The organism is Pontibacter roseus DSM 17521, assembly GCF_000373265.1.
Taxonomy (GTDB): domain Bacteria; phylum Bacteroidota; class Bacteroidia; order Cytophagales; family Hymenobacteraceae; genus Pontibacter; species Pontibacter roseus.
Map to the genome: position 1 here is coordinate 529,626 of NZ_KB890761.1, position 17,551 is coordinate 547,176.

A 17,551-nucleotide genomic window follows, 5' to 3' on the forward strand; every position below is an offset into this window, starting at 1 on the left:
TTAATTTTTAAGGGCCGAACTATACGCTGTAGGATTGTTGAAGCAGGAAGGCGTGGAAGCAAAAAAGCGCATCAGGCCAACCTGATGCGCTTCTGAAATTAAATTGTAAGTGTGTTACTTCCGGAGGAAATGGGCGAAGTCTTTGGCGAAATAGGACAGGATGATGTCAGCGCCGGCGCGCTTGATGCTCAGCAGGCTCTCCAGCATTGCCTTCTCCCCGTCAATCCAGCCTTTGAGGCCGGCGGCTTTCACCATGGCGTACTCTCCACTCACGTTGTAGGCGGCTATCGGCAGATGAGAGTTGTCGCGCAGCAGCTTGATGATGTCTAAGTATGCCAAAGCGGGCTTCACCATCAGGTAATCGGCTCCTTCTTCAGTGTCCAGCGCAGCTTCAATCAACGCTTCGCGGCTGTTAGCCGGGTTCATCTGGTATGTTTTCTTGTCGCCCATTTTCGGGGCGGAGTCCAGGGCGTCGCGGAATGGACCGTAAAAGGCGCTGGCATACTTGGCGGTATAGCTCATGATGCCCACCTTATGGAAACCGTTCTCGTCGAGCACGCGGCGGATGTGTCCTACGCGGCCGTCCATCATATCCGAAGGACCCACGATGTCAGCACCGGCCTGCGCCTGCGTCAGGGCCATCTTGCCCAGCACGTCCAGCGTCTCATCGTTCACAATCTCGCCGTCTATCACGATGCCGTCGTGCCCATCGGAGCTGTAGGGGTCCATGGCGACGTCGGTCATCAGCACCACGTCCGGGAAGTTCCTCTTGATTTCGCGGATGGCTCTTGGGAACAGCCCGTCAGGATTTTGGCTTTCCTTGGCGTACTTGTCTTTCAGGTGCTCAGGTATGCTCGGGAAAGGGGCGAAAGCTTTGATGCCTAGGTCCGTACAGGAGGCTACTTCATCCAGCAGGGTATCCACGGAGTAGCGGTTGATGCCCGGCATGGAGGCCACCTCCACTTTCTGGTTCTGCCCTTCGATGATGAAGAGCGGGAAGATGAAGTCGTTCAGTTCAAGTGCTGTTTCCTGCACCATGCTGCGGATGACTTCGTTATAGCGGTTTCGTCTTGGTCTTTTCGTAATCATAATATAGCGGTTGCTCTAAAATGCTTGCCAATCTGTTTACGGCAAAGGTACGGCGAAAGCGGGGGAAAGCGAAGGCATACCTCAGAAAATGGTGTGTGCTATACCTGTGTGCTTACCGTTTTTCACTGGCGACAGCAGGTGTGGAATTGTCGGCTGTTGTATGCTGCTTGTGCGCCACATAAGCGCCAATGCCAAGCCCTACCAAAAAGCCGGCAAAAGCAAAAGCGATTATCCACTTTCGTAAGCGAAGTGAGAGGGAGTGGGTGTTGGATTTCATTGATGGGAATTTGTCGCTGGGAATCGCTCAAAGAAGTCGCGCCGTATTAATAAGTTGTAATATAATAAATCGCCTCACCCATGCTTTTGCCGAAACTGTAAATAGCAAAAGCCGAAGCGGCAAGTAAGATTGCTTTGATGATTATTGGTGTCAGGTATAGGTTCCCTTTTTTCATCACGGATTAGCGTGTTAAGTTAAAAATAAGCTCGCCAATGCTGCTTCCTACCTGTTCTCCTGCTATGAACACTACAACAAGCGCTATTATGATAGTGCCTATTCTAACTGATTTTTTCATAAGTCAGATATGCTAGTCTTCATTGTCAAAGCCCTGTTCATCAAAGCCCTCTAATGCTTTTTTTGCCTCTTCTTCATCATGCCCAGAGATGATAAGCTTCACCGGGTTAAAGCCACCTGATGCCACCTGCCAAGGCGCGATACTGCCCATGTGTTCGTTCTGCATGAACACGTAGATGCCCCGGTTCTCGAGCATGTTTTTAATGACGGCGGCCCGGTGAAAATCGCCGGAGAAAATCAGCACCGGTTTGGTTTGTTCTGGTTGCGACATGCTTTCATAGTTATTGCTTTCTAAAGCTAGCGAATTTCAGGCAGACTTTCTTAGAGGAAGTAGGTAAAAAAACAATAAAGGCGAAGCCGCTATAGCCTCGCCTTTTATGTGTTTCAGGTATACCTGACTTAGAATTTCATAATCACCTTTTCGATGATATCGCAGCACTCATGCAACTGCTCTTCCGTCATAACAAGTGGCGGCGCGAATCGGATGATGTCGCCGTGAGTCGGTTTAGCCAACAGGCCCTGCTCTTTCAGTTCCACGCATACGTCCCAGGCGGTGCGGCCATCGGCAGACGGCTCAATCACAACAGCATTCAACAGGCCACGGCCTCTTACCAGCGTGACCACTTCCGGGCGCTTCGCCTTCAGCTGGTTCATGCGGTCGCGGAAAATCCCGCCTAATCTGTACGCATTCTCTATTAGGTTCTCTTCTTTGATGACCTCCAGCGCGGCAATGGCCACAGCGGCGGCCAGTGGGTTGCCTCCGAAGGTGGAACCGTGCTCGCCCGGCTGTATGCACAGCATGATGTCGTCGTCTGCCAGCACACAGGACACCGGCAGCACGCCGCCCGAAAGGGCCTTGCCCAGAATCAGGATGTCGGCTTTCACATCGTCGTAATAGCTGGCCAGCAACTTGCCGGTGCGGGCTATACCTGTCTGTATCTCATCGGCCATCAGCAGCACGTTGTACTCCTTGCAAAGCGCGTGCGCCTTCGCCAGGTATCCTTCCTGCGGCACCACGACGCCGGCCTCCCCTTGTATCGGCTCTACCAGGAAGCCACACACATTCGGGTTGTCCTTCAAGGCCGTTTCCAGCGCGTCCAAATCGTTATAAGGTATAACCTTGTATCCGGGCATGTAGGGTCCGAAGCCCTTGGTGGAATCCGGGTCGGTGGAGAAGGAGATGATGCCGGTGGTGCGGCCATGGAAGTTGCGCTCCACCACGATAATCTCGGCGTTGTGCGGCGCGATTCCCTTCTTGAGGTAACCCCACTTACGGGCCAGTTTGATGGCGGTCTCCACGGCCTCGGCACCGGAGTTCATGTATAGGGACTTGTCGTAGCCAAACAACTCGCAGATGTACTTCTCGGCTATACCCAGTTTGTCGTTGTAGAAGGCGCGAGAGGTGAGCGTGAGCTGCTGCGCCTGCTCGATGAGGGCGTTAATGATGCGCGGGTGGCAGTGGCCCTGGTTCACGGCGCTGTAGGCCGAGAGGAAGTCATAATAGCGTTTGCCCTCCACGTCCCAGAGGTATACGCCTTCGCCCCGGTTCAGCACCACCGGCAGCGGGTGGTAGTTGTGGGCGCCGTACTGTTCTTCTGTTTCGATTGCCTGCTGGCTGGAGGTGATGGATAGCGTGCTCATAGTTTTTATGTTATAGCTGTTGTCTGAAAACAAGGGGCAGAGCCTCACAGCAGCAGGCTGCGGCTCCGGACTTGTATTTACAGAAAATCCGGTTAATTGTTGTAAATATAGCGAAAACAGCCTGAACTACACCCCCTTCAGCAAGACCTAGGCCTGCGCCCCTCTGTCTCCGCCTTGGCGGCACTGCCGGAACACTGACAGGAAGCCCTCCGGGTCATACTCCGCGTATATGTTGGTCATGATGCCCAAGGTGTTGTCCTCGGTGCGGAAGCCGTATACCTCCTCTTCGCCGCCGCGCGAGGCAGGCGACGGCACGATGTGCCTTTCCAGCAGCGTGAGTTGGGTGGGCGGGATGGCTTTGCTCAGTTCGGAGCAGTACACGCGCTGGTGCTGTATGCTGAAGGTGTTCACATAGCCACGCGCGCGCAGGGCGTTCACGGCTTCGCTTAAGGTGTTGAAACGTGACATGTCTTGTTGCTTTAAGGCCAAAGGTATAGCTCAAATGAAGCACTATTCTTTATAACGTGTGGGCGCCTGAACGTCAAGACCGGAAGCGGGATTTTTGGTGAACAGCATTTAATTGCGGATATTTGGCATTCAGAAAGAAGTATATAGCGTGAGCGGTGCATTGAAAGAGGGCGAGGATTACTACCTCAACGAGCAGGGGCTGATGGTGTTCATGGCCCAATACCACCTCAAGCGAGGCTACTGCTGCCAGAGCGGCTGCCGCCACTGCCCCTACGGCTTCAACAGGAAACAACGGGGCAAGGCTGCGGAAGGAGAGCAGGAAAACAAGGTATAGGAGGCATCGGCAAAACACGCTTAGGGCTGTGGCAGAGCAGGGTTTGGGAAATTTATCCGCTATGCCTTTGACTTTCTGTATCTTTTTGTAGATATTTGCACCCCTATTGAAATAATTTAGAAGAAAATACAAGATGGCACGAGTTTGCGATTTAACCGGAAAGAGAGTACAAGTAGGAAATAACGTTTCTCACGCGAACAACAAGACGAAGCGTAAGTTCTATCCAAACCTTCAGAAGAAGCGTTTCTACATCCCTGAGGAAGATGCTTGGGTAACCCTGAAAGTGTCTACTTCGGCTTTGAGAACCATTAACAAGAACGGCATTTCAGCAGTGCTGAAGAAGGCTGTTGAGCAAGGCTACATCATGTACTAATGGCAGCCTTCCGGCTGTGTGCACTGTTATGCTGGCTGTCTCTTACGGCAGTAGCGCAACCGCATGCAGGCTCGGGAAAGCCATCTGATACTTTAGATAAAGAGTTTCACCGGCAACGGAGAGAGGTGTTGCGGCAACAGCTGCCCCCTCGCTCCGTTGCCGTTCTTTTTGCCAGTCCGGTGCGCAACCGCGCCAACGATGTGGACTATTACTACCATCCCGACCCGGACTTCTACTACCTGACCGGGTATACCGAGCCGAATTCGGTATTACTGTTATTCCAAAGTCCACAAAATGTGGGCGGGAAACAGGTACAGGAACTGCTCTTCGTGCAGCCCCATGACGAGATGCACGAGCTCTGGAACGGCAAGCGACTAGGCGTGGAAGGAGCGGCAAAGGAGCTAGGTATAGCCACGCGGGCCAACACTGACTTCGCCGGTTTCAAACTCGACACGGCCAGCCTGCAGCACATCCTCATCAAGGCCCTGCCCCACGACGTGCGCGACGATGCAAGTGACCAAGCCGACCTCTACAGCCTGGTTGAGCAGTTCAAGTCCAAGGTGAAATACCCAACTGACTTTGACGCCACCCGCGGTATGCTTTACGGCATTGTGCGGGCGCAAGGGTTGGCGCAGGCCGATGGCGTGACCGCCTACGTGCAGGAGGCCATGCAACAGCAGCCCCACCTGCGCGAGGACCGGCACCTGCAGGGCTACCTGCAAGCCAAGGACATGCGTGCCCGCACCAAGGCCGTGGCCGCTATACCTGCCATGAAGCTCGATGCCTTCTCGCTGGACCAACTGCTGGACGAGATGCGGGAAGTGAAGACGGAGGCGGAGCTGAAGCTGCTGCGCAAGGCGATTTCCATGTCGGCCATCGGGCAGGTGGAGGTGATGAAGGCCATGAAGCCGGGTATGTCCGAGATGGAGGTGCAGGGTATACATGAGTATGTGTTCAAGAAATACGGCGCGCAGCACGTGGGCTATCCCAGCATAGTGGGCGCCGGCAGCAATGGCTGCGTGCTCCACTACATTTCCAGTGCCAAGCCGGCTATACCTGGCCAGGAGCTGGTGCTGATGGATGTAGGCGCCGAATACCTGGGCTATACCGCCGACGTGACCCGCACCATACCTGCCAATGGCAAGTTCACGGCGGAGCAGAAAGCGATTTACGAGCTGGTGCTGAAGGCGCAGGAGGCTGGCTTCAAGGAGTGCAAAGTGGGCAATTCTTTCCAGGCGCCGCACCAGGCAGCGCAGGAGGTGATAGCCGATGGGCTGGTGAAGCTGGGCATCATCAAAAACAGGGCGGAGGCGCAGCCGTATTTTCCGCATGGCACCTCGCACTACTTGGGGCTGGATGTGCACGATCGCGGCAGCTATGGCCCCTTTAAGGGCAACACCGTCATCACGGTAGAGCCGGGCATTTACATACCGGAGGGAAGCCCCTGCGACAAGAAATGGTGGGGCATTGGCGTGCGCATCGAAGACGACATCCTGATTACGGAGAAAGGCTGGGAAAACCTATCGAAGCTGGCTCCCAGAACCGTGGCCGAAATAGAGAAAACCATGGCCCAGCCTAGTGCGCTAGACGGCTTCGTGCTGCCTAAACTGGATTAGCCTTTGCCGGGCCAGGTATAGCGGCCCCACGCGAAGCTTAGAAAAGCTTCGGCATAAAAAATTATACATTGTTTGTAATTAGTGTTTTAAGCTTGTATATTTGCAGTCCTAAATAAAAATTTACTGTTGAGATGGCTAAAAAAGCAAAAGGTAATAGAATCCAGGTAATTATGGAGTGCACAGAGCATAAGTCTACTGGCATGCCTGGTACTTCAAGGTACATCACTACCAAAAACAGAAAGAACACTCCGGAGCGTCTTGAACTCAAGAAGTTTAATCCTGTGTTAAAAAAAGTAACTGTACATAAAGAAATTAAATAACCATGGCTAAGAAGGTAGTTGCGACCCTTAAGACCTCTACAGGTAAAGATTGGGCAAAAGTGATAAAAGCCGTTAAGTCTCCAAAAACTGGTGCTTACAGCTTCAAAGAAGAAATGGTTCCTGTTGACAAAGTGCAAGATTTCCTTGCCAAGTAATACAGCCTACTCTACTACACATAGATAGAATACATGAAGAAGTCCCTTTACCGGGACTTTTTTAGTATATTACCGTATCACACCGAGATAGTCGTCACCCTACAAAACACGCAGATGGGAATTTTTGACTTTTTCAGCAAAGAGAAGAAAAAAGAATCGCTCGATAAAGGTCTTGAGAAAACCAAAACCAGCTTCTTCGGGCAGCTAAGCAAGGCCGTTGTAGGCAAGTCTACGGTCGATGTGGAGGTGCTGGACGAACTGGAGGAAATCCTAGTGCATGCAGACGTGGGGGTAGAGACGACGGTGAAAATCATTGACCGCATCGAGAAGCGCGTGGCCCGCGACAAGTACGTAGGCACCGATGAACTGGACAAAATCCTGCGCGAGGAGATTGCCGCGCTGCTCGAGGAGAACCGTGCCGGAGACGGCGCCAACTTCGAGCTGCCAAAGGACATCAAGCCTTACGTGATTATGGTGGTGGGCGTGAACGGCGTGGGAAAAACCACTACCATCGGCAAGCTGGCCTCTCAATTCCACAAGGCAGGCAAGAAAGTCGTCCTGGGTGCTGCTGACACGTTCCGTGCCGCCGCCGTGGACCAACTCATCATCTGGGGCGAGCGCGTGGGCGTGCCGGTGATATCGCATGGCATGAACACCGACCCCGCCTCTGTGGCCTACGACGCCGTGAAGAGAGGCGTGGAACTGAACGCCGACGTGGTCATCATTGACACAGCCGGACGACTGCACAACAAGGTGGGCCTGATGAACGAGCTGGCGAAAATCAAGCGCGTGATGCAGAAGATAACACCAGACACGCCGCACGAGGTGCTGCTGGTGCTGGACGGAAGCACAGGCCAGAACGCGCTGCTGCAGGCGCGCGAGTTCACCAAGGCCACCGATGTGACCGCACTGGCCATCACGAAGCTGGACGGTACGGCCAAGGGCGGTGTGGTGATAGGTATATCCGATGAATTCAAGATTCCGGTGAAGTACATCGGGGTAGGAGAGAAGATAGAGGACCTGCAGCTGTTCGATAAGCACGAGTTCGTGGATTCGTTCTTCTCCCGCAAATAGATTTTTGGCTGTTGCCTGTATGGGAAAGTTTCTGCTGATAGGGCTGTCGCTGCTGCTGACGTTTTGTAACAGCACCCGAAAGGATGCGGCGCAGCAAACGCAGCAAGATAAACCAGCGCAAACAGGCCAACAGATGGACATAAAGCAAGGTATACGGGGGCAAATCCTATGGGAAGCGGGCAACCAAATGCCGTCCCCGGACGCACCGCCGCCCAGCGGCAAGCGTGGCGTGGAGCGCACCGTGTACATCTATGAGCTGACCAACAGCCAGCAAACCACATCTACAGACGGTGTTTTCCACACCGCCATTCAAACCAAACTGGTAACCCAGATTGCCACAGATTCTAACGGCAACTTTGCCGTCAATCTTAAGCCTGGCAGGTATAGCCTTTTCACGAAAGAGGAAAAAGGCCTGTACGCCAAACTCTTTGACGGGGAGATGAACATCTTCCCGGTGGAGGTGAAGGAGGGCGAGGTGACAGCAGTAGAGTTGCTCATCAACTACAACGCCTTTTACTAACGGCTGCCACGCCAGGGTTTACTTTTCTCTCTCCGCAGACGCAGTGACTCATGCTTCTCTCTCAGACACGCAAATCTACCTTGTCCAACAGCAGCGGTATACCTGGTTTGGGGTATGGTAGGCAAAGAAGCGTAGAACGGAAAGAGGTTGCCAGTGGTGATTTCGGCCACCGTTTGTGCATGGAGGCGCTACTTTAAAGGCATACCTGTTATGAGTGAAAGGAAGGATGACTGGATGGAATTAGCATACGAGGCCATTCCGAACGTATTGAGCGTTAAGTGGTCAGATGAGTTGAGTGTAGAGTCCGACCAGTTCTTCCAGACGGTTGTTACCTTATTCGCTACCATCCAAGAGAACAAAGTCGCTAACCTCATCATAGATTCAGGTATTCCAGCAGGGGGCGTGCTTACCGAAGAGGTCATCCATTACTTTATCCAGCACATTCCGCACACTACTCTTAAAAACATCGCCATCCTGGAGTCGCCCGATTACCTCTGGGACAATAACCTGTATCAGGTAATCAAGCTGCTCATCAACAGCTACGACTTGCCTATAGGAATTAGATTGGTGAAAAGCGTAGCCGCCGCCAAAAGCTGGTTTCCTGCCGCCATTGGTTGAATGAAGAGCTTCAGCCTGTACCAATCAAGATGAAGTGAACATAAGCTGTATGCCGTGCCCCGCTGTTAAATTTCCTTGTCGTTCTATTCCACTTAATGCATACCTTACTGTATCAAGCTCTCAGCAAGAAAGCCTGCTAGGTAGCTATACCTGCTCCAACTGATTATGGCCGATGGTCCGATGAGTGGGCGCGAAAGGCGGCGTTACTCCTCTGCATGTAACAAAACGGCTTACTATCCAACGGGCTGTTCTTTTATTACCCAAACATGTTGTACTTTTGCGGTTCATTTGCCTAATCGAACTAATGCGCAGTCGCAATGGTTTTGAGTGATTGGGAATTATCGCGCTAATACTATAGATAAGTGAAAGTAAGAAGTTTAAAAAAGGACAAGGTCAACGTTATCACATTGGGCTGCTCCAAGAACCTGGTAGATTCCGAGGTGCTGATGGGCCAGCTCCGTGCCAATGAGTTTGACGTGGCGCACGAGTCTGAGAAGGACGATTCGAACATCATCATCGTGAACACCTGTGGCTTTATCGACAATGCCAAGCAGGAGTCCATCGACACCATTCTGCGCTATGCCGAGGCCAAGGAAGCCGGCCAGATTGATAAGCTGTACGTAACCGGCTGTTTGTCGCAGCGCTACAAAGATTCGCTGGAGCAGGAGATTCCGCAAGTAGATGCCTACTTTGGAACCCTGGAAATGCCGCAGCTCCTCAAAAAGCTGGAGGCGGATTACAAGCACGAGCTGATTGGCGAGCGCCTCATTACCACGCCTTCGCACTTCGCTTACTTCAAGATTGCCGAGGGCTGCAACCGCCCTTGTTCTTTCTGTGCCATACCGCTCATGCGCGGCAAGCACGTAGACCGACCCATTGAGGACCTGGTGAAGGAGGCTACGCGCCTGGCTAGCATGGGTACCAAAGAACTCATCCTGATTGCACAAGACCTGACTTACTACGGGCTGCAGCACTACGGCGAGCGCAAGCTGGCTGACCTGCTCCGCAACCTGTCCGATGTCAACGGCATTGAGTGGATTCGCATGCAGTACGCCTACCCGTCGCAGTTCCCGATGGAGGTGTTTGATGTGATGAACGAGCGCGAGAACATCTGTAAGTACCTCGACATGCCGTTGCAGCACGTGTCAGACAACATGCTCAAGACCATGCGCCGCGGCATCAGCAAGCGCCGCACCATCGAGCTGGTGGACACCATCCGGCAGCGCGTGCCGGACATCGCTTTGAGAACCACGCTTATCGCCGGCCACCCCGGTGAGACAGACCAGGATTTCCAGGAGCTGTATGACTGGGTGGAGGAGACGCGCTTTGACCGACTAGGCATATTCACCTACTCGCACGAAGATAACACGCATGCCTATACCTTGGAAGACAACGTGCCGGATGAGGTGAAGCAGGAGCGTGCCGATGCTATCATGGAGTTGCAGCAGGGTATATCCGTGGAGATGAACGAGGAGAAGGTAGGCAAAACCTACAAAGTGCTCTTCGACCGCAAGGAGAGCGGCTATTTCGTGGGCCGTACCCAGTACGACTCTCCTGAAGTGGACAACGAAGTGCTCGTACCCGCTGACAACCAGTACGTACGCCTGGGCGATTTCGCAAATGTTAAAATCACGGATTCCTCTGACTTCGACCTGTATGGCGAGGTAGTCAGCTAGCACGGCTGCAGATAAACACCACCTTTTATGAAAAGGAAATCCCCTGCCAGACCAGTCTGGCAGGGGATTTCCTTTTTTGTTTTACCCGTATTTTGCGTATTATGGCATGGAAAGCCGTTTCCACTCCTTGCCGCTCTGTCTGCCCAGGCAATAGAGCGATTATGCATATGAAGCACATCAAACTTCTGACTACTGACTCACTGACGATAGAGTACAATGCCGTTGACGATTATCTCTATGCCAACTGGCGTGGTGACTTCACCAAGGATACCGTTCAGCAAGGATATGAGCAAATCCTGTTCTTCCTGAAGAAAGAGCGCTGCCACAAATTGCTGGACAACCACTACGAAGTGCAGGGGCTGTGGCTGGAACTCACCGACTGGCTCGCCTATGACTGGCATCCGCGCGCAGAGGCCGACGGGCTCCTGTACCATGCAGCCGTGTACTCCCAGAACCATTTCAGCCGGCTCTCCACCGACCAGGCGGTCAGGATGGTGAGGAAAGGCGTGGTAAAAGGCTTTGAGACGGTGGAGAACGCCGAGGGCTGGCTCAACTCGCTATAGCCAGCTCTACTTGAGCACATATCGGCTGAGCACCTTATACGCCTCGTTCACGTTGTCCCCTTTCCGGAACTCCTGCCGGATGGTGGGGTTGGGCTCTCCCGTCAGCCATATCTTCAGCTCCGCATCGAAATCCAGCATGCCGGAGCTCTCTTTGGAGAACATCTTGATGCTGCTGTAGGGCACACTCTGGTAATCCACTTTGGAGCCGGTGAGGCCTTGCTTGTTCACCACAATCAGGCGTTTGCTCGTGAACACCAGCATGTCGCGTATCAGCCGGAAGGCGCTCTCGATGCGCTCGTCGTCCAGCAGGATAGGCTGAAACTCTTTGGTGAGTTTCTCGACAGGCACCGCCGAGGCGTGTCCCATCAGTCCGTTCAATAATCCCATGTCATTTCGTTTTAAGGTATAACCGCTACCTAGGTATAGGCCGATTCCGAAATATGGTTGCCTTGTTTGTCCTCCTATACCTGTTTTCTATCGTATCAGCTGTAGAACAAGAAATAAAACGCGTACTTTGTGGTGCGACACAGTCGCAGGAATCTGCCGCCATACCTGCCCAGGTATAGTGCAGGCAGCCGCCTGTGCAGCCACAAAACCACAGCAGATGGAAGTAACCGATATGAAAATCACCAAGGTAGACTATGCCGCTACCGGCGCCTTCTCCCAAACGATAGCCGATTACCTGTCCCAGAGCGAAAAGCTGCAGGCGTTCTATCACCGCTTTCCTACGCTGGAGGCCTTTGGGGAGCAACTGCAGGAGAAAACCTTTACGGAGCAGCAACGCCATACCTTGCAGCAGGCGCTGCAGGAGCAGTATGCCTCCATCAAAACCGTTCACCCGAACGTGCAGCGTAACCTGGACCTGCTGCGGCAGCCCAACACCTATACCATCACCACAGGCCACCAGCTCAACATCTTCACGGGGCCGCTGTACTTCGTGTACAAAATCATCACCGCCATCAACACCTGCCGGCAGCTGCAGGAGAAGTATCCGGATTACAACTTCGTGCCGGTGTACTGGATGGCCACCGAGGACCACGACTTCGCCGAAATCAACCACTTCAACCTGTTTGGCAAGCGCTATACCTGGGAGTCGGAGCAGAAAGGCGCTGTAGGCCGTTTCACAACTGCCGGTCTGGAGAAGGTGCTGGAGGAACTGCCGGAGGCTTTCCTGGTTTTTGAGGAGGCCTACCGCAACAGCAAAACCCTGGCCGATGCGACACGCGCCATCACGCATGCTTTGTTTGGGGAGTATGGCCTGGTGAGCATCGACGGAGACCACAGTGAATTGAAGAAAGCCTTAACGCCGGTGGTGGAGAAGGAAGTGACCGAGCAATTGTCGCACCGCCTGGTGGAGGAGACCAACGCGCAACTGGAGCAGCTGGGTTACAGGCCACAGGTGTTCTCCCGCGAAATCAACCTGTTCTACCTGCAGGACGGCCTGCGCGAGCGCATTGTGCAGGAAGGGGAGGGCTACAAGGTGCTGAACACGGACCTTCGCTTCAGCCGGCAGGAAATTCTGCAGGAGGCAAGCGAGCACCCGGAGCGCTTCAGCCCGAACGTCATTTTGCGCCCCCTTTACGAGGAGCTCATCCTGCCGAACCTGGCCTACATTGGCGGTGGGGCAGAGGTGGCTTATTGGTTCCAGCTTCGTAAGGTGTTCGAGGCCTATGAGGTGCCTTTCCCGGTGCTCATGCTGCGCAATTCGGCGCTATACATTAGCCGCCCCAATGCCAGCCGCATGCATAGGCTGGGCCTGCAGCCCCTCGACCTCTTCCGCGATTACCAAGAATTGAAGAAACAACTGGCATCGCAGCTGCACGAAGAGGAAATCAGTCTGGAGGCGCAGCGCGAGGCTATCGCTCAGGTATATAAGCAGGTGGAACAGCTATCCGAAGGTATTGACCCGACCTTGGTGAAAGCCGTGGCTGCCGAAGCCCAGAAGGCAAGCAACTCGCTGCACATGCTGGAGAAGAAGCTCTCCAAGGCCCGTGACGGCAAACATGAGCAGACGTTCAAACAACTCGAAAACCTTAAAGACAAGCTCTTTCCGAACGGGAGCCTGCAGGAGCGGCAGGACAACCTGCTCTCTTACCAAACCAACCACCCCGGGTTTATACCAGCCTTGGTAGAGGCCTTTGACCCACTGGAGTTCAAGTTCACGATACTGGAGGAGGAATAATGCGGAAGGCCGAGCTGCGCAAAACCATGCTACAGCGCCGGCGGGCCCTGCCTGCCGAAGAGGTGGCGGCGCGCAGCCAAGGTATAGCAGACCTGTTCTTTAAGCATTTCCCGCTGAAGCCCGGGCAGACGGTGCACGTGTTCCTGCCCATTGTGAAGAACAACGAAGTAAATACCTGGCCCATCATCGAGCGGCTTCGTCTGGAGCAGCCGCAGGTGCGGGTGGTGGTGCCTGTGACGGATGCCGCGCAGAACGTGCTCACCCACCACCACCTCACCGAGGAGTCGGTGCTGGTGGAGAACGCCTGGGGTATACCGGAACCGCAGGAGGCGCAAATCGTGCATGCAAACGAGGTGGACCTGGTGCTGATTCCGTTGCTGGCTTTCGACAAGGCAGGGCACCGGGTAGGGTATGGCAAGGGATTCTACGACCGCTTCCTGGCCGATTGTCGCCCGGATGTGGTGAAAATAGGCCTTTCGCTGGAACCTCCGGTGGAAGAGATAGCCGACCCCAACGATTTTGACATTCCACTGGACTATGCCATCACGCCACAGGGGGTGTGGCCCAATAATTCCCAATAAATATCGTAAAACTTTACTGTGTTATAGAATCAGAATGAGAAAGCCACTCCAGAGGTATCCGGAGTGGCTTTTGTTTAGGTGGCAGGGTGTTGCTATTTCTTTTTCTTGCCTTTGTTCAGGTTTTTCAGGTGCTGCACCGGGCCAAACTCGGCCTGGTCTATGGTTCTGCCGCCCAGGTATATCTTGCGCAACTGCACCTCCACAGGCGCCATGGTCTTGGTGATGTCGGAGGAGACCACTTTGGTGTAAAACTCCTTTGCCTCCAGGGCAGCCCCTCGGCCGAAGGCATGCTTAGACTGGTTCCTGTTGATGGGCAGGCCCGGGATTACCTGGTACGTAGTGCACACCACCTCATACTTGGCCTGGAATGGCTTGATAGCTTTCTTGAGTAACTTCTTCATGGTATAGTCTTTCGTTTTCATTGCTGGATGGGGCTACAAATAACCTATGTTTGAACATATTTAGCAATAAATATATATAAAAAGTTTTATATACGGACTGGTTCCGAAGAAGAAAAAAGAATGCAATTTTCGAAGAGGCTTAGCCCTTCACAGGCATCTGGAAGGGTACGGGTATGACGGCCGCAGCTACAAAGGCAAAAGGCGTACAGGTAAACTTCCGTACTTTTAGTGCAATCCAAGGTGAATGAAGAACCAAGCTGCCTGGCATTTGCCGCAGGAATCGGCGCCAGGACAGCCTATGTTAGCTATTCAGCTTTTTTCGCCAGCAGCTGCTCAATGTCCGGTGCCAGCTTCTCGGGTTTGGTGATGGGGGCATAGCGCCTGTAGGGCTTCCCGTCCGGCCCCACCAGGAATTTCGTGAAATTCCACTTGACCCTGCTGCCCAGCACACCGCCAAGTTCTGACTTCAGGTAGCGGAAGATAGGATGGGCATCTTTGCCGTTGACTTCCACCTTATCGAACATGGGGAAGCTCACGCCATAGTTGATGAGACAACCTTCCTCAATCTCTTTCTTGCCGCCCGGCTCTTGATTCCCAAACTGGTTGCACGGGAAGCCAAGCACCACCAGGCCCTGGTCTTTGTATTGTCGGTAGAGCTCCTCCAGCCCCTCGTACTGCGGAGTGAGTCCGCATTGGCTGGCTGTGTTCACCACCAGTACCACTTTGTCCTTGAACTGCTCCATCGGTATTTCCTGGCCCTGCAGGGAGGTGGCGGAGAGGTTGTAAAAGGGGGCGTCTTTATCTGTTGTGCTCATGCTATTTTGCTTAAAATTGATGTAACGGCATAGGCCGTACGCTTGTTTGTACAAGAACCGCATCTGCGCGAAAAAGTTCAGATGGGCGGAGGACATGTGGCTCCTAGGGGAAAGCCCAGAAGGTATAGGTTTGAAAAACAATACCCCAAGCCAAGGCCTGGGGTATTGTTTTATTATCTATGCAACTGGCTTGAGGCCGCGCGTCATCTCGCGTTTGCCTGGAGGCCCTGGCAAGGCTTCCACTTCAAATCCGGCCGCCTTGAGGCTGCGCTTGAAGGATCCCTTGGCGCAGTAGGTCACCAGCACGCCACCTGGGCGGGTAGCCCGGTAGAGCTTGGCGAACATCTCGTCGGACCACAGCTCCGGTTGCTTCTCCGGGGCGAAGGCGTCAAAGTAAATCAGGTCGTAGTAAGCCTTAGGCGGCACGAACTCCTCCAGCGTCTCGTGTATCTTCTGCAGCGTGAAGTAGGGAATGATGTCCACGGGCTCGTTCCAGGGAGCGGCATGCATCCGTTGGAACACATCGTGCAGCTCCGGGTTCAGGATGACCTTGTCGAAATGCAGCTGCTCCACCACCTCCTGCGTCAGCGGGAACTTCTCCAGCGTGTCGTATTGGATGAAGGCTTTCTGGGCCAGCGCGAAGGGGTAGGAAAGGATGGCGTTGAGACCGGTTCCGAAGCCCACTTCCAGTAGTTTGATGTCCCGCTTGAGATTGAGCACATGCTCCAGGCCGTGCTTAATGAAGACATGCTGCGACTCCTGCAAAGCACCGTGTACCGAGTGGTAGTGCTCATTTAGTTCGGGCACGTACAGGGTATTGGAGCCGTCTTTGGTCTGCCTGATTTCGAGATGCATTTTAAATTGTTTACTTTACAAATGTAAGCAATGCTTTGTGCTGTCTGCAATACAAAATGCAGGGATTTTGCAAAAAACAAAGCTCTCTTGACTGATTTTCAACGACGGGTGGCTTCGGCTATACCTTCACGCTCCATTCCATGGCCCGAATAAAAGTAGCTATACCTGCGCACGTCGCCTTTGTGGCGACCATCCCCATCCGCATCACCGACTTGAACTACGGCGCCCACCTCGGCAACGATGCCCTGCTTTCTATCCTGCACGAGGCGCGCCTGCAGCTGCTGCGCCACTTCGGCTATACCGAGCTGGACCTGGGCGGCGCCAGCCTCATCATGGCCGATGTCGCCATCGAGTACAAAGGCGAAGGCTTCTACGGCGATGTGCTGACGCTGAAGCTGGCCTTTGATGATGTGCACCGGTATGGCTTCGACATCACCTACCACGTGCTGAACCAGCAGGGCAAGGAAGTGGCGCGCGCCAAGACGGGCATGCTGTGCTTCAATTATCAGGAGCGGAAATTAATGGCGCTCCCCAACGAAGTAAAGTCCCGGATTGAAACTAAAGCCTGAGTATTTTTGTAATTTTGTGGTATGAATTTGATTGCAGATATACCCGTTTTAAATAAAAAGGACATCCGAAAGCTGACGCTGGACGACCTGAAGGCCTGGCTCGTGGAGCAGGGCGAGAAGGCGTTCCGTGCCAAGCAGGTCTACGAGTGGATTTGGAAGCACTCAGCGCAGTCGTTTGACGAGATGAACAACGTGAGCCTGGCCTTGCGCGAGAAGCTGGATCAGCACTTCGCCATCAACGCGGTGCAGGTGGCCACCAAGCAGCTCAGCAACGACGGCACCATCAAATCTGCTTTCCGGCTCTATGACAACAACATTGTAGAGGGCGTGCTCATTCCGCACGATGAGCGCAAGACAGCCTGCGTGAGCAGCCAGGTGGGTTGCTCGCTTACCTGCAAGTTCTGCGCCACCGGTTACATGGACCGTGTGCGCAACCTCGACGCTGCTGAGATATACGACCAGGTGGTGCGCATCAACGAGCAGAGCATGCAGCAGTACGGCCAACCGCTCACCAACATCGTGTACATGGGCATGGGCGAGCCGATGCTCAACTACGCCAACGTGATGAAGAGCATTGAGCGCATCACGGCGCATGATGGTTTGGGTATGGCCGCGCGCCGCATCACAGTGAGCACGGCAGGTATAGCCAAGATGATAAAGAAGATGGCCGACGATGGCGTGAAGGCCAACCTGGCTTTGTCGCTGCACGCCGCCAACGATGAGAAGCGCAATCAAATCATGCCCATCAACGAGACCAACTCGCTGGAGGCCCTGACGGAGGCGCTGAAGCATTTCCATGAGGTGACGGGACGCAAGGTAACCTATGAGTACATCGTGTTCGATAACTTCAACGACTCGCTGCAGGATGCGGAGGAGCTGCTGCGCTTCACCAAAATCATCCCCTGCAAGGTGAACCTTATTGAATACAACCCGATTGAGAACGCCAACTTCGTGAACACCAACGAGGACCGCCTGGAGAAGTTCATCTATTACCTGGCAGACCGTGGGGTGCAGGTGAACGTACGCCGCAGCCGTGGCAAGGACATCGACGCCGCCTGCGGACAGCTGGCCGTGAAAGAGAAGCAACCGGCGTAAGCCGAACAGCTATACCTATAAAAATCGAGCGCCTC

23 protein-coding genes are annotated in these 17,551 nt (G+C 53.7%); 14 read left to right on the top strand and 9 right to left on the bottom strand.

Translation table 11 applies throughout. The features are described 5' to 3' along the window. Positions 1–114: 114 nt before the first annotated feature. The 5 genes from hemB to B051_RS0102380 all read right to left on the bottom strand — a co-directional run bounded on the left by hemB (position 115) and on the right by B051_RS0102380 (position 3,769). Positions 115–1,089 (bottom strand): porphobilinogen synthase, encoded by a 975-nt coding sequence (gene hemB / locus B051_RS0102355; RefSeq protein ID WP_407636253.1) that lies wholly within the window; start codon positions 1,087–1,089, stop codon positions 115–117. A 112-nt stretch (positions 1,090–1,201) separates the two neighbouring features. Beyond that, entirely contained in the window at positions 1,202–1,366 is a 165-nt protein-coding gene (locus tag B051_RS22665; RefSeq protein WP_211214311.1) for a hypothetical protein, read from the bottom strand. Between the two features lie 307 nt (positions 1,367–1,673). Continuing rightward, positions 1,674–1,931 carry a putative signal transducing protein gene (locus B051_RS0102370; RefSeq protein WP_018476574.1) on the bottom strand — a complete coding sequence of 86 codons (258 nt, stop codon included), beginning with the start codon at positions 1,929–1,931 and terminating at the stop codon, positions 1,674–1,676. Positions 1,932–2,059: 128 nt separating this feature from the next. Then, positions 2,060–3,301 carry an ornithine--oxo-acid transaminase gene (rocD, locus tag B051_RS0102375; RefSeq protein WP_018476575.1) on the bottom strand — a complete coding sequence of 414 codons (1,242 nt, stop codon included), beginning with the start codon at positions 3,299–3,301 and terminating at the stop codon, positions 2,060–2,062. Between the two features lie 147 nt (positions 3,302–3,448). Then, positions 3,449–3,769, bottom strand: coding sequence for a hypothetical protein (locus B051_RS0102380; protein WP_018476576.1), 321 nt, complete (start codon positions 3,767–3,769; stop codon positions 3,449–3,451). A gap of 148 nt (positions 3,770–3,917) precedes the next feature. On the opposite strand from B051_RS0102380, the gene B051_RS0102385 reads away from it, so the two are divergent. The 10 genes from B051_RS0102385 to B051_RS0102430 all read left to right on the top strand — a co-directional run bounded on the left by B051_RS0102385 (position 3,918) and on the right by B051_RS0102430 (position 11,018). Then, on the top strand, positions 3,918–4,103 hold the full coding sequence (locus B051_RS0102385) for a DUF5522 domain-containing protein (RefSeq protein WP_033316690.1): 186 nt from the start codon (positions 3,918–3,920) through the stop codon (positions 4,101–4,103). A gap of 133 nt (positions 4,104–4,236) precedes the next feature. Then, a complete protein-coding gene (gene rpmB, locus B051_RS0102390) occupies positions 4,237–4,476 on the top strand; it encodes a 50S ribosomal protein L28 (RefSeq protein ID WP_018476578.1) in 240 nt (79 codons plus the stop codon). After that, the gene (locus B051_RS0102395; RefSeq protein ID WP_026236139.1) at positions 4,476–6,092 is read left to right on the top strand and encodes an aminopeptidase P family protein; all 1,617 of its coding nucleotides are present in this window, start codon (positions 4,476–4,478) and stop codon (positions 6,090–6,092) included. Before rpmB ends, B051_RS0102395 begins: the two co-directional genes overlap by 1 nt. A 131-nt stretch (positions 6,093–6,223) precedes the next feature. Next, positions 6,224–6,412 carry a 50S ribosomal protein L33 gene (gene rpmG, locus B051_RS0102400; RefSeq protein ID WP_018476580.1) on the top strand — a complete coding sequence of 63 codons (189 nt, stop codon included), beginning with the start codon at positions 6,224–6,226 and terminating at the stop codon, positions 6,410–6,412. A 2-nt stretch (positions 6,413–6,414) separates the two neighbouring features. Next, on the top strand, positions 6,415–6,567 hold the full coding sequence (locus B051_RS22145; protein ID WP_018476581.1) for a DUF4295 domain-containing protein: 153 nt from the start codon (positions 6,415–6,417) through the stop codon (positions 6,565–6,567). A gap of 114 nt (positions 6,568–6,681) precedes the next feature. After that, the gene (ftsY, locus tag B051_RS0102410) at positions 6,682–7,641 is read left to right on the top strand and encodes a signal recognition particle-docking protein FtsY (RefSeq protein ID WP_018476582.1); all 960 of its coding nucleotides are present in this window, start codon (positions 6,682–6,684) and stop codon (positions 7,639–7,641) included. A gap of 19 nt (positions 7,642–7,660) precedes the next feature. Then, on the top strand, positions 7,661–8,161 hold the full coding sequence (locus tag B051_RS0102415; RefSeq protein WP_018476583.1) for a hypothetical protein: 501 nt from the start codon (positions 7,661–7,663) through the stop codon (positions 8,159–8,161). 210 nt (positions 8,162–8,371) lie between these two features. Continuing rightward, entirely contained in the window at positions 8,372–8,779 is a 408-nt protein-coding gene (locus tag B051_RS0102420; RefSeq protein ID WP_018476584.1) for a hypothetical protein, read from the top strand. 362 nt (positions 8,780–9,141) lie between these two features. After that, on the top strand, positions 9,142–10,455 hold the full coding sequence (gene rimO, locus B051_RS0102425) for a 30S ribosomal protein S12 methylthiotransferase RimO (RefSeq protein ID WP_026236140.1): 1,314 nt from the start codon (positions 9,142–9,144) through the stop codon (positions 10,453–10,455). 167 nt (positions 10,456–10,622) lie between these two features. Next, positions 10,623–11,018, top strand: a complete 396-nt coding sequence (locus B051_RS0102430; protein ID WP_018476586.1) for a hypothetical protein — start codon at positions 10,623–10,625, stop codon at positions 11,016–11,018. Between the two features lie 6 nt (positions 11,019–11,024). On the opposite strand, the gene B051_RS0102435 is transcribed toward B051_RS0102430, so the two are convergent. Further along, entirely contained in the window at positions 11,025–11,405 is a 381-nt protein-coding gene (locus B051_RS0102435; RefSeq protein WP_026236141.1) for a PH domain-containing protein, read from the bottom strand. A gap of 217 nt (positions 11,406–11,622) precedes the next feature. Between B051_RS0102435 and bshC the strand changes: the two genes are divergently transcribed. Next, complete coding sequence (gene bshC / locus B051_RS0102445; protein WP_018476588.1) at positions 11,623–13,200, top strand: bacillithiol biosynthesis cysteine-adding enzyme BshC; 1,578 nt, start codon at positions 11,623–11,625, stop codon at positions 13,198–13,200. Continuing rightward, positions 13,200–13,781, top strand: coding sequence for a 5-formyltetrahydrofolate cyclo-ligase (locus B051_RS0102450; protein ID WP_018476589.1), 582 nt, complete (start codon positions 13,200–13,202; stop codon positions 13,779–13,781). Before bshC ends, B051_RS0102450 begins: the two co-directional genes overlap by 1 nt. A gap of 92 nt (positions 13,782–13,873) precedes the next feature. Here the strand turns inward: B051_RS0102450 and B051_RS0102455 are convergent, their stop codons facing one another. From B051_RS0102455 to mnmD, 3 genes are all read right to left on the bottom strand, one after another. Next, positions 13,874–14,182, bottom strand: coding sequence for a hypothetical protein (locus B051_RS0102455; RefSeq protein WP_033316691.1), 309 nt, complete (start codon positions 14,180–14,182; stop codon positions 13,874–13,876). A gap of 305 nt (positions 14,183–14,487) precedes the next feature. Further along, positions 14,488–14,997, bottom strand: coding sequence for a glutathione peroxidase (locus B051_RS0102460; protein ID WP_033316692.1), 510 nt, complete (start codon positions 14,995–14,997; stop codon positions 14,488–14,490). A 177-nt stretch (positions 14,998–15,174) separates the two neighbouring features. Further along, on the bottom strand, positions 15,175–15,852 hold the full coding sequence (gene mnmD / locus B051_RS0102465) for a tRNA (5-methylaminomethyl-2-thiouridine)(34)-methyltransferase MnmD (protein ID WP_018476592.1): 678 nt from the start codon (positions 15,850–15,852) through the stop codon (positions 15,175–15,177). A gap of 140 nt (positions 15,853–15,992) precedes the next feature. On the opposite strand from mnmD, the gene B051_RS0102470 reads away from it, so the two are divergent. Then, complete coding sequence (locus B051_RS0102470; RefSeq protein ID WP_018476593.1) at positions 15,993–16,421, top strand: acyl-CoA thioesterase; 429 nt, start codon at positions 15,993–15,995, stop codon at positions 16,419–16,421. A gap of 21 nt (positions 16,422–16,442) precedes the next feature. Next, positions 16,443–17,516 carry a 23S rRNA (adenine(2503)-C(2))-methyltransferase RlmN gene (gene rlmN, locus B051_RS0102475; protein WP_018476594.1) on the top strand — a complete coding sequence of 358 codons (1,074 nt, stop codon included), beginning with the start codon at positions 16,443–16,445 and terminating at the stop codon, positions 17,514–17,516. Positions 17,517–17,551: the final 35 nt, after the last annotated feature.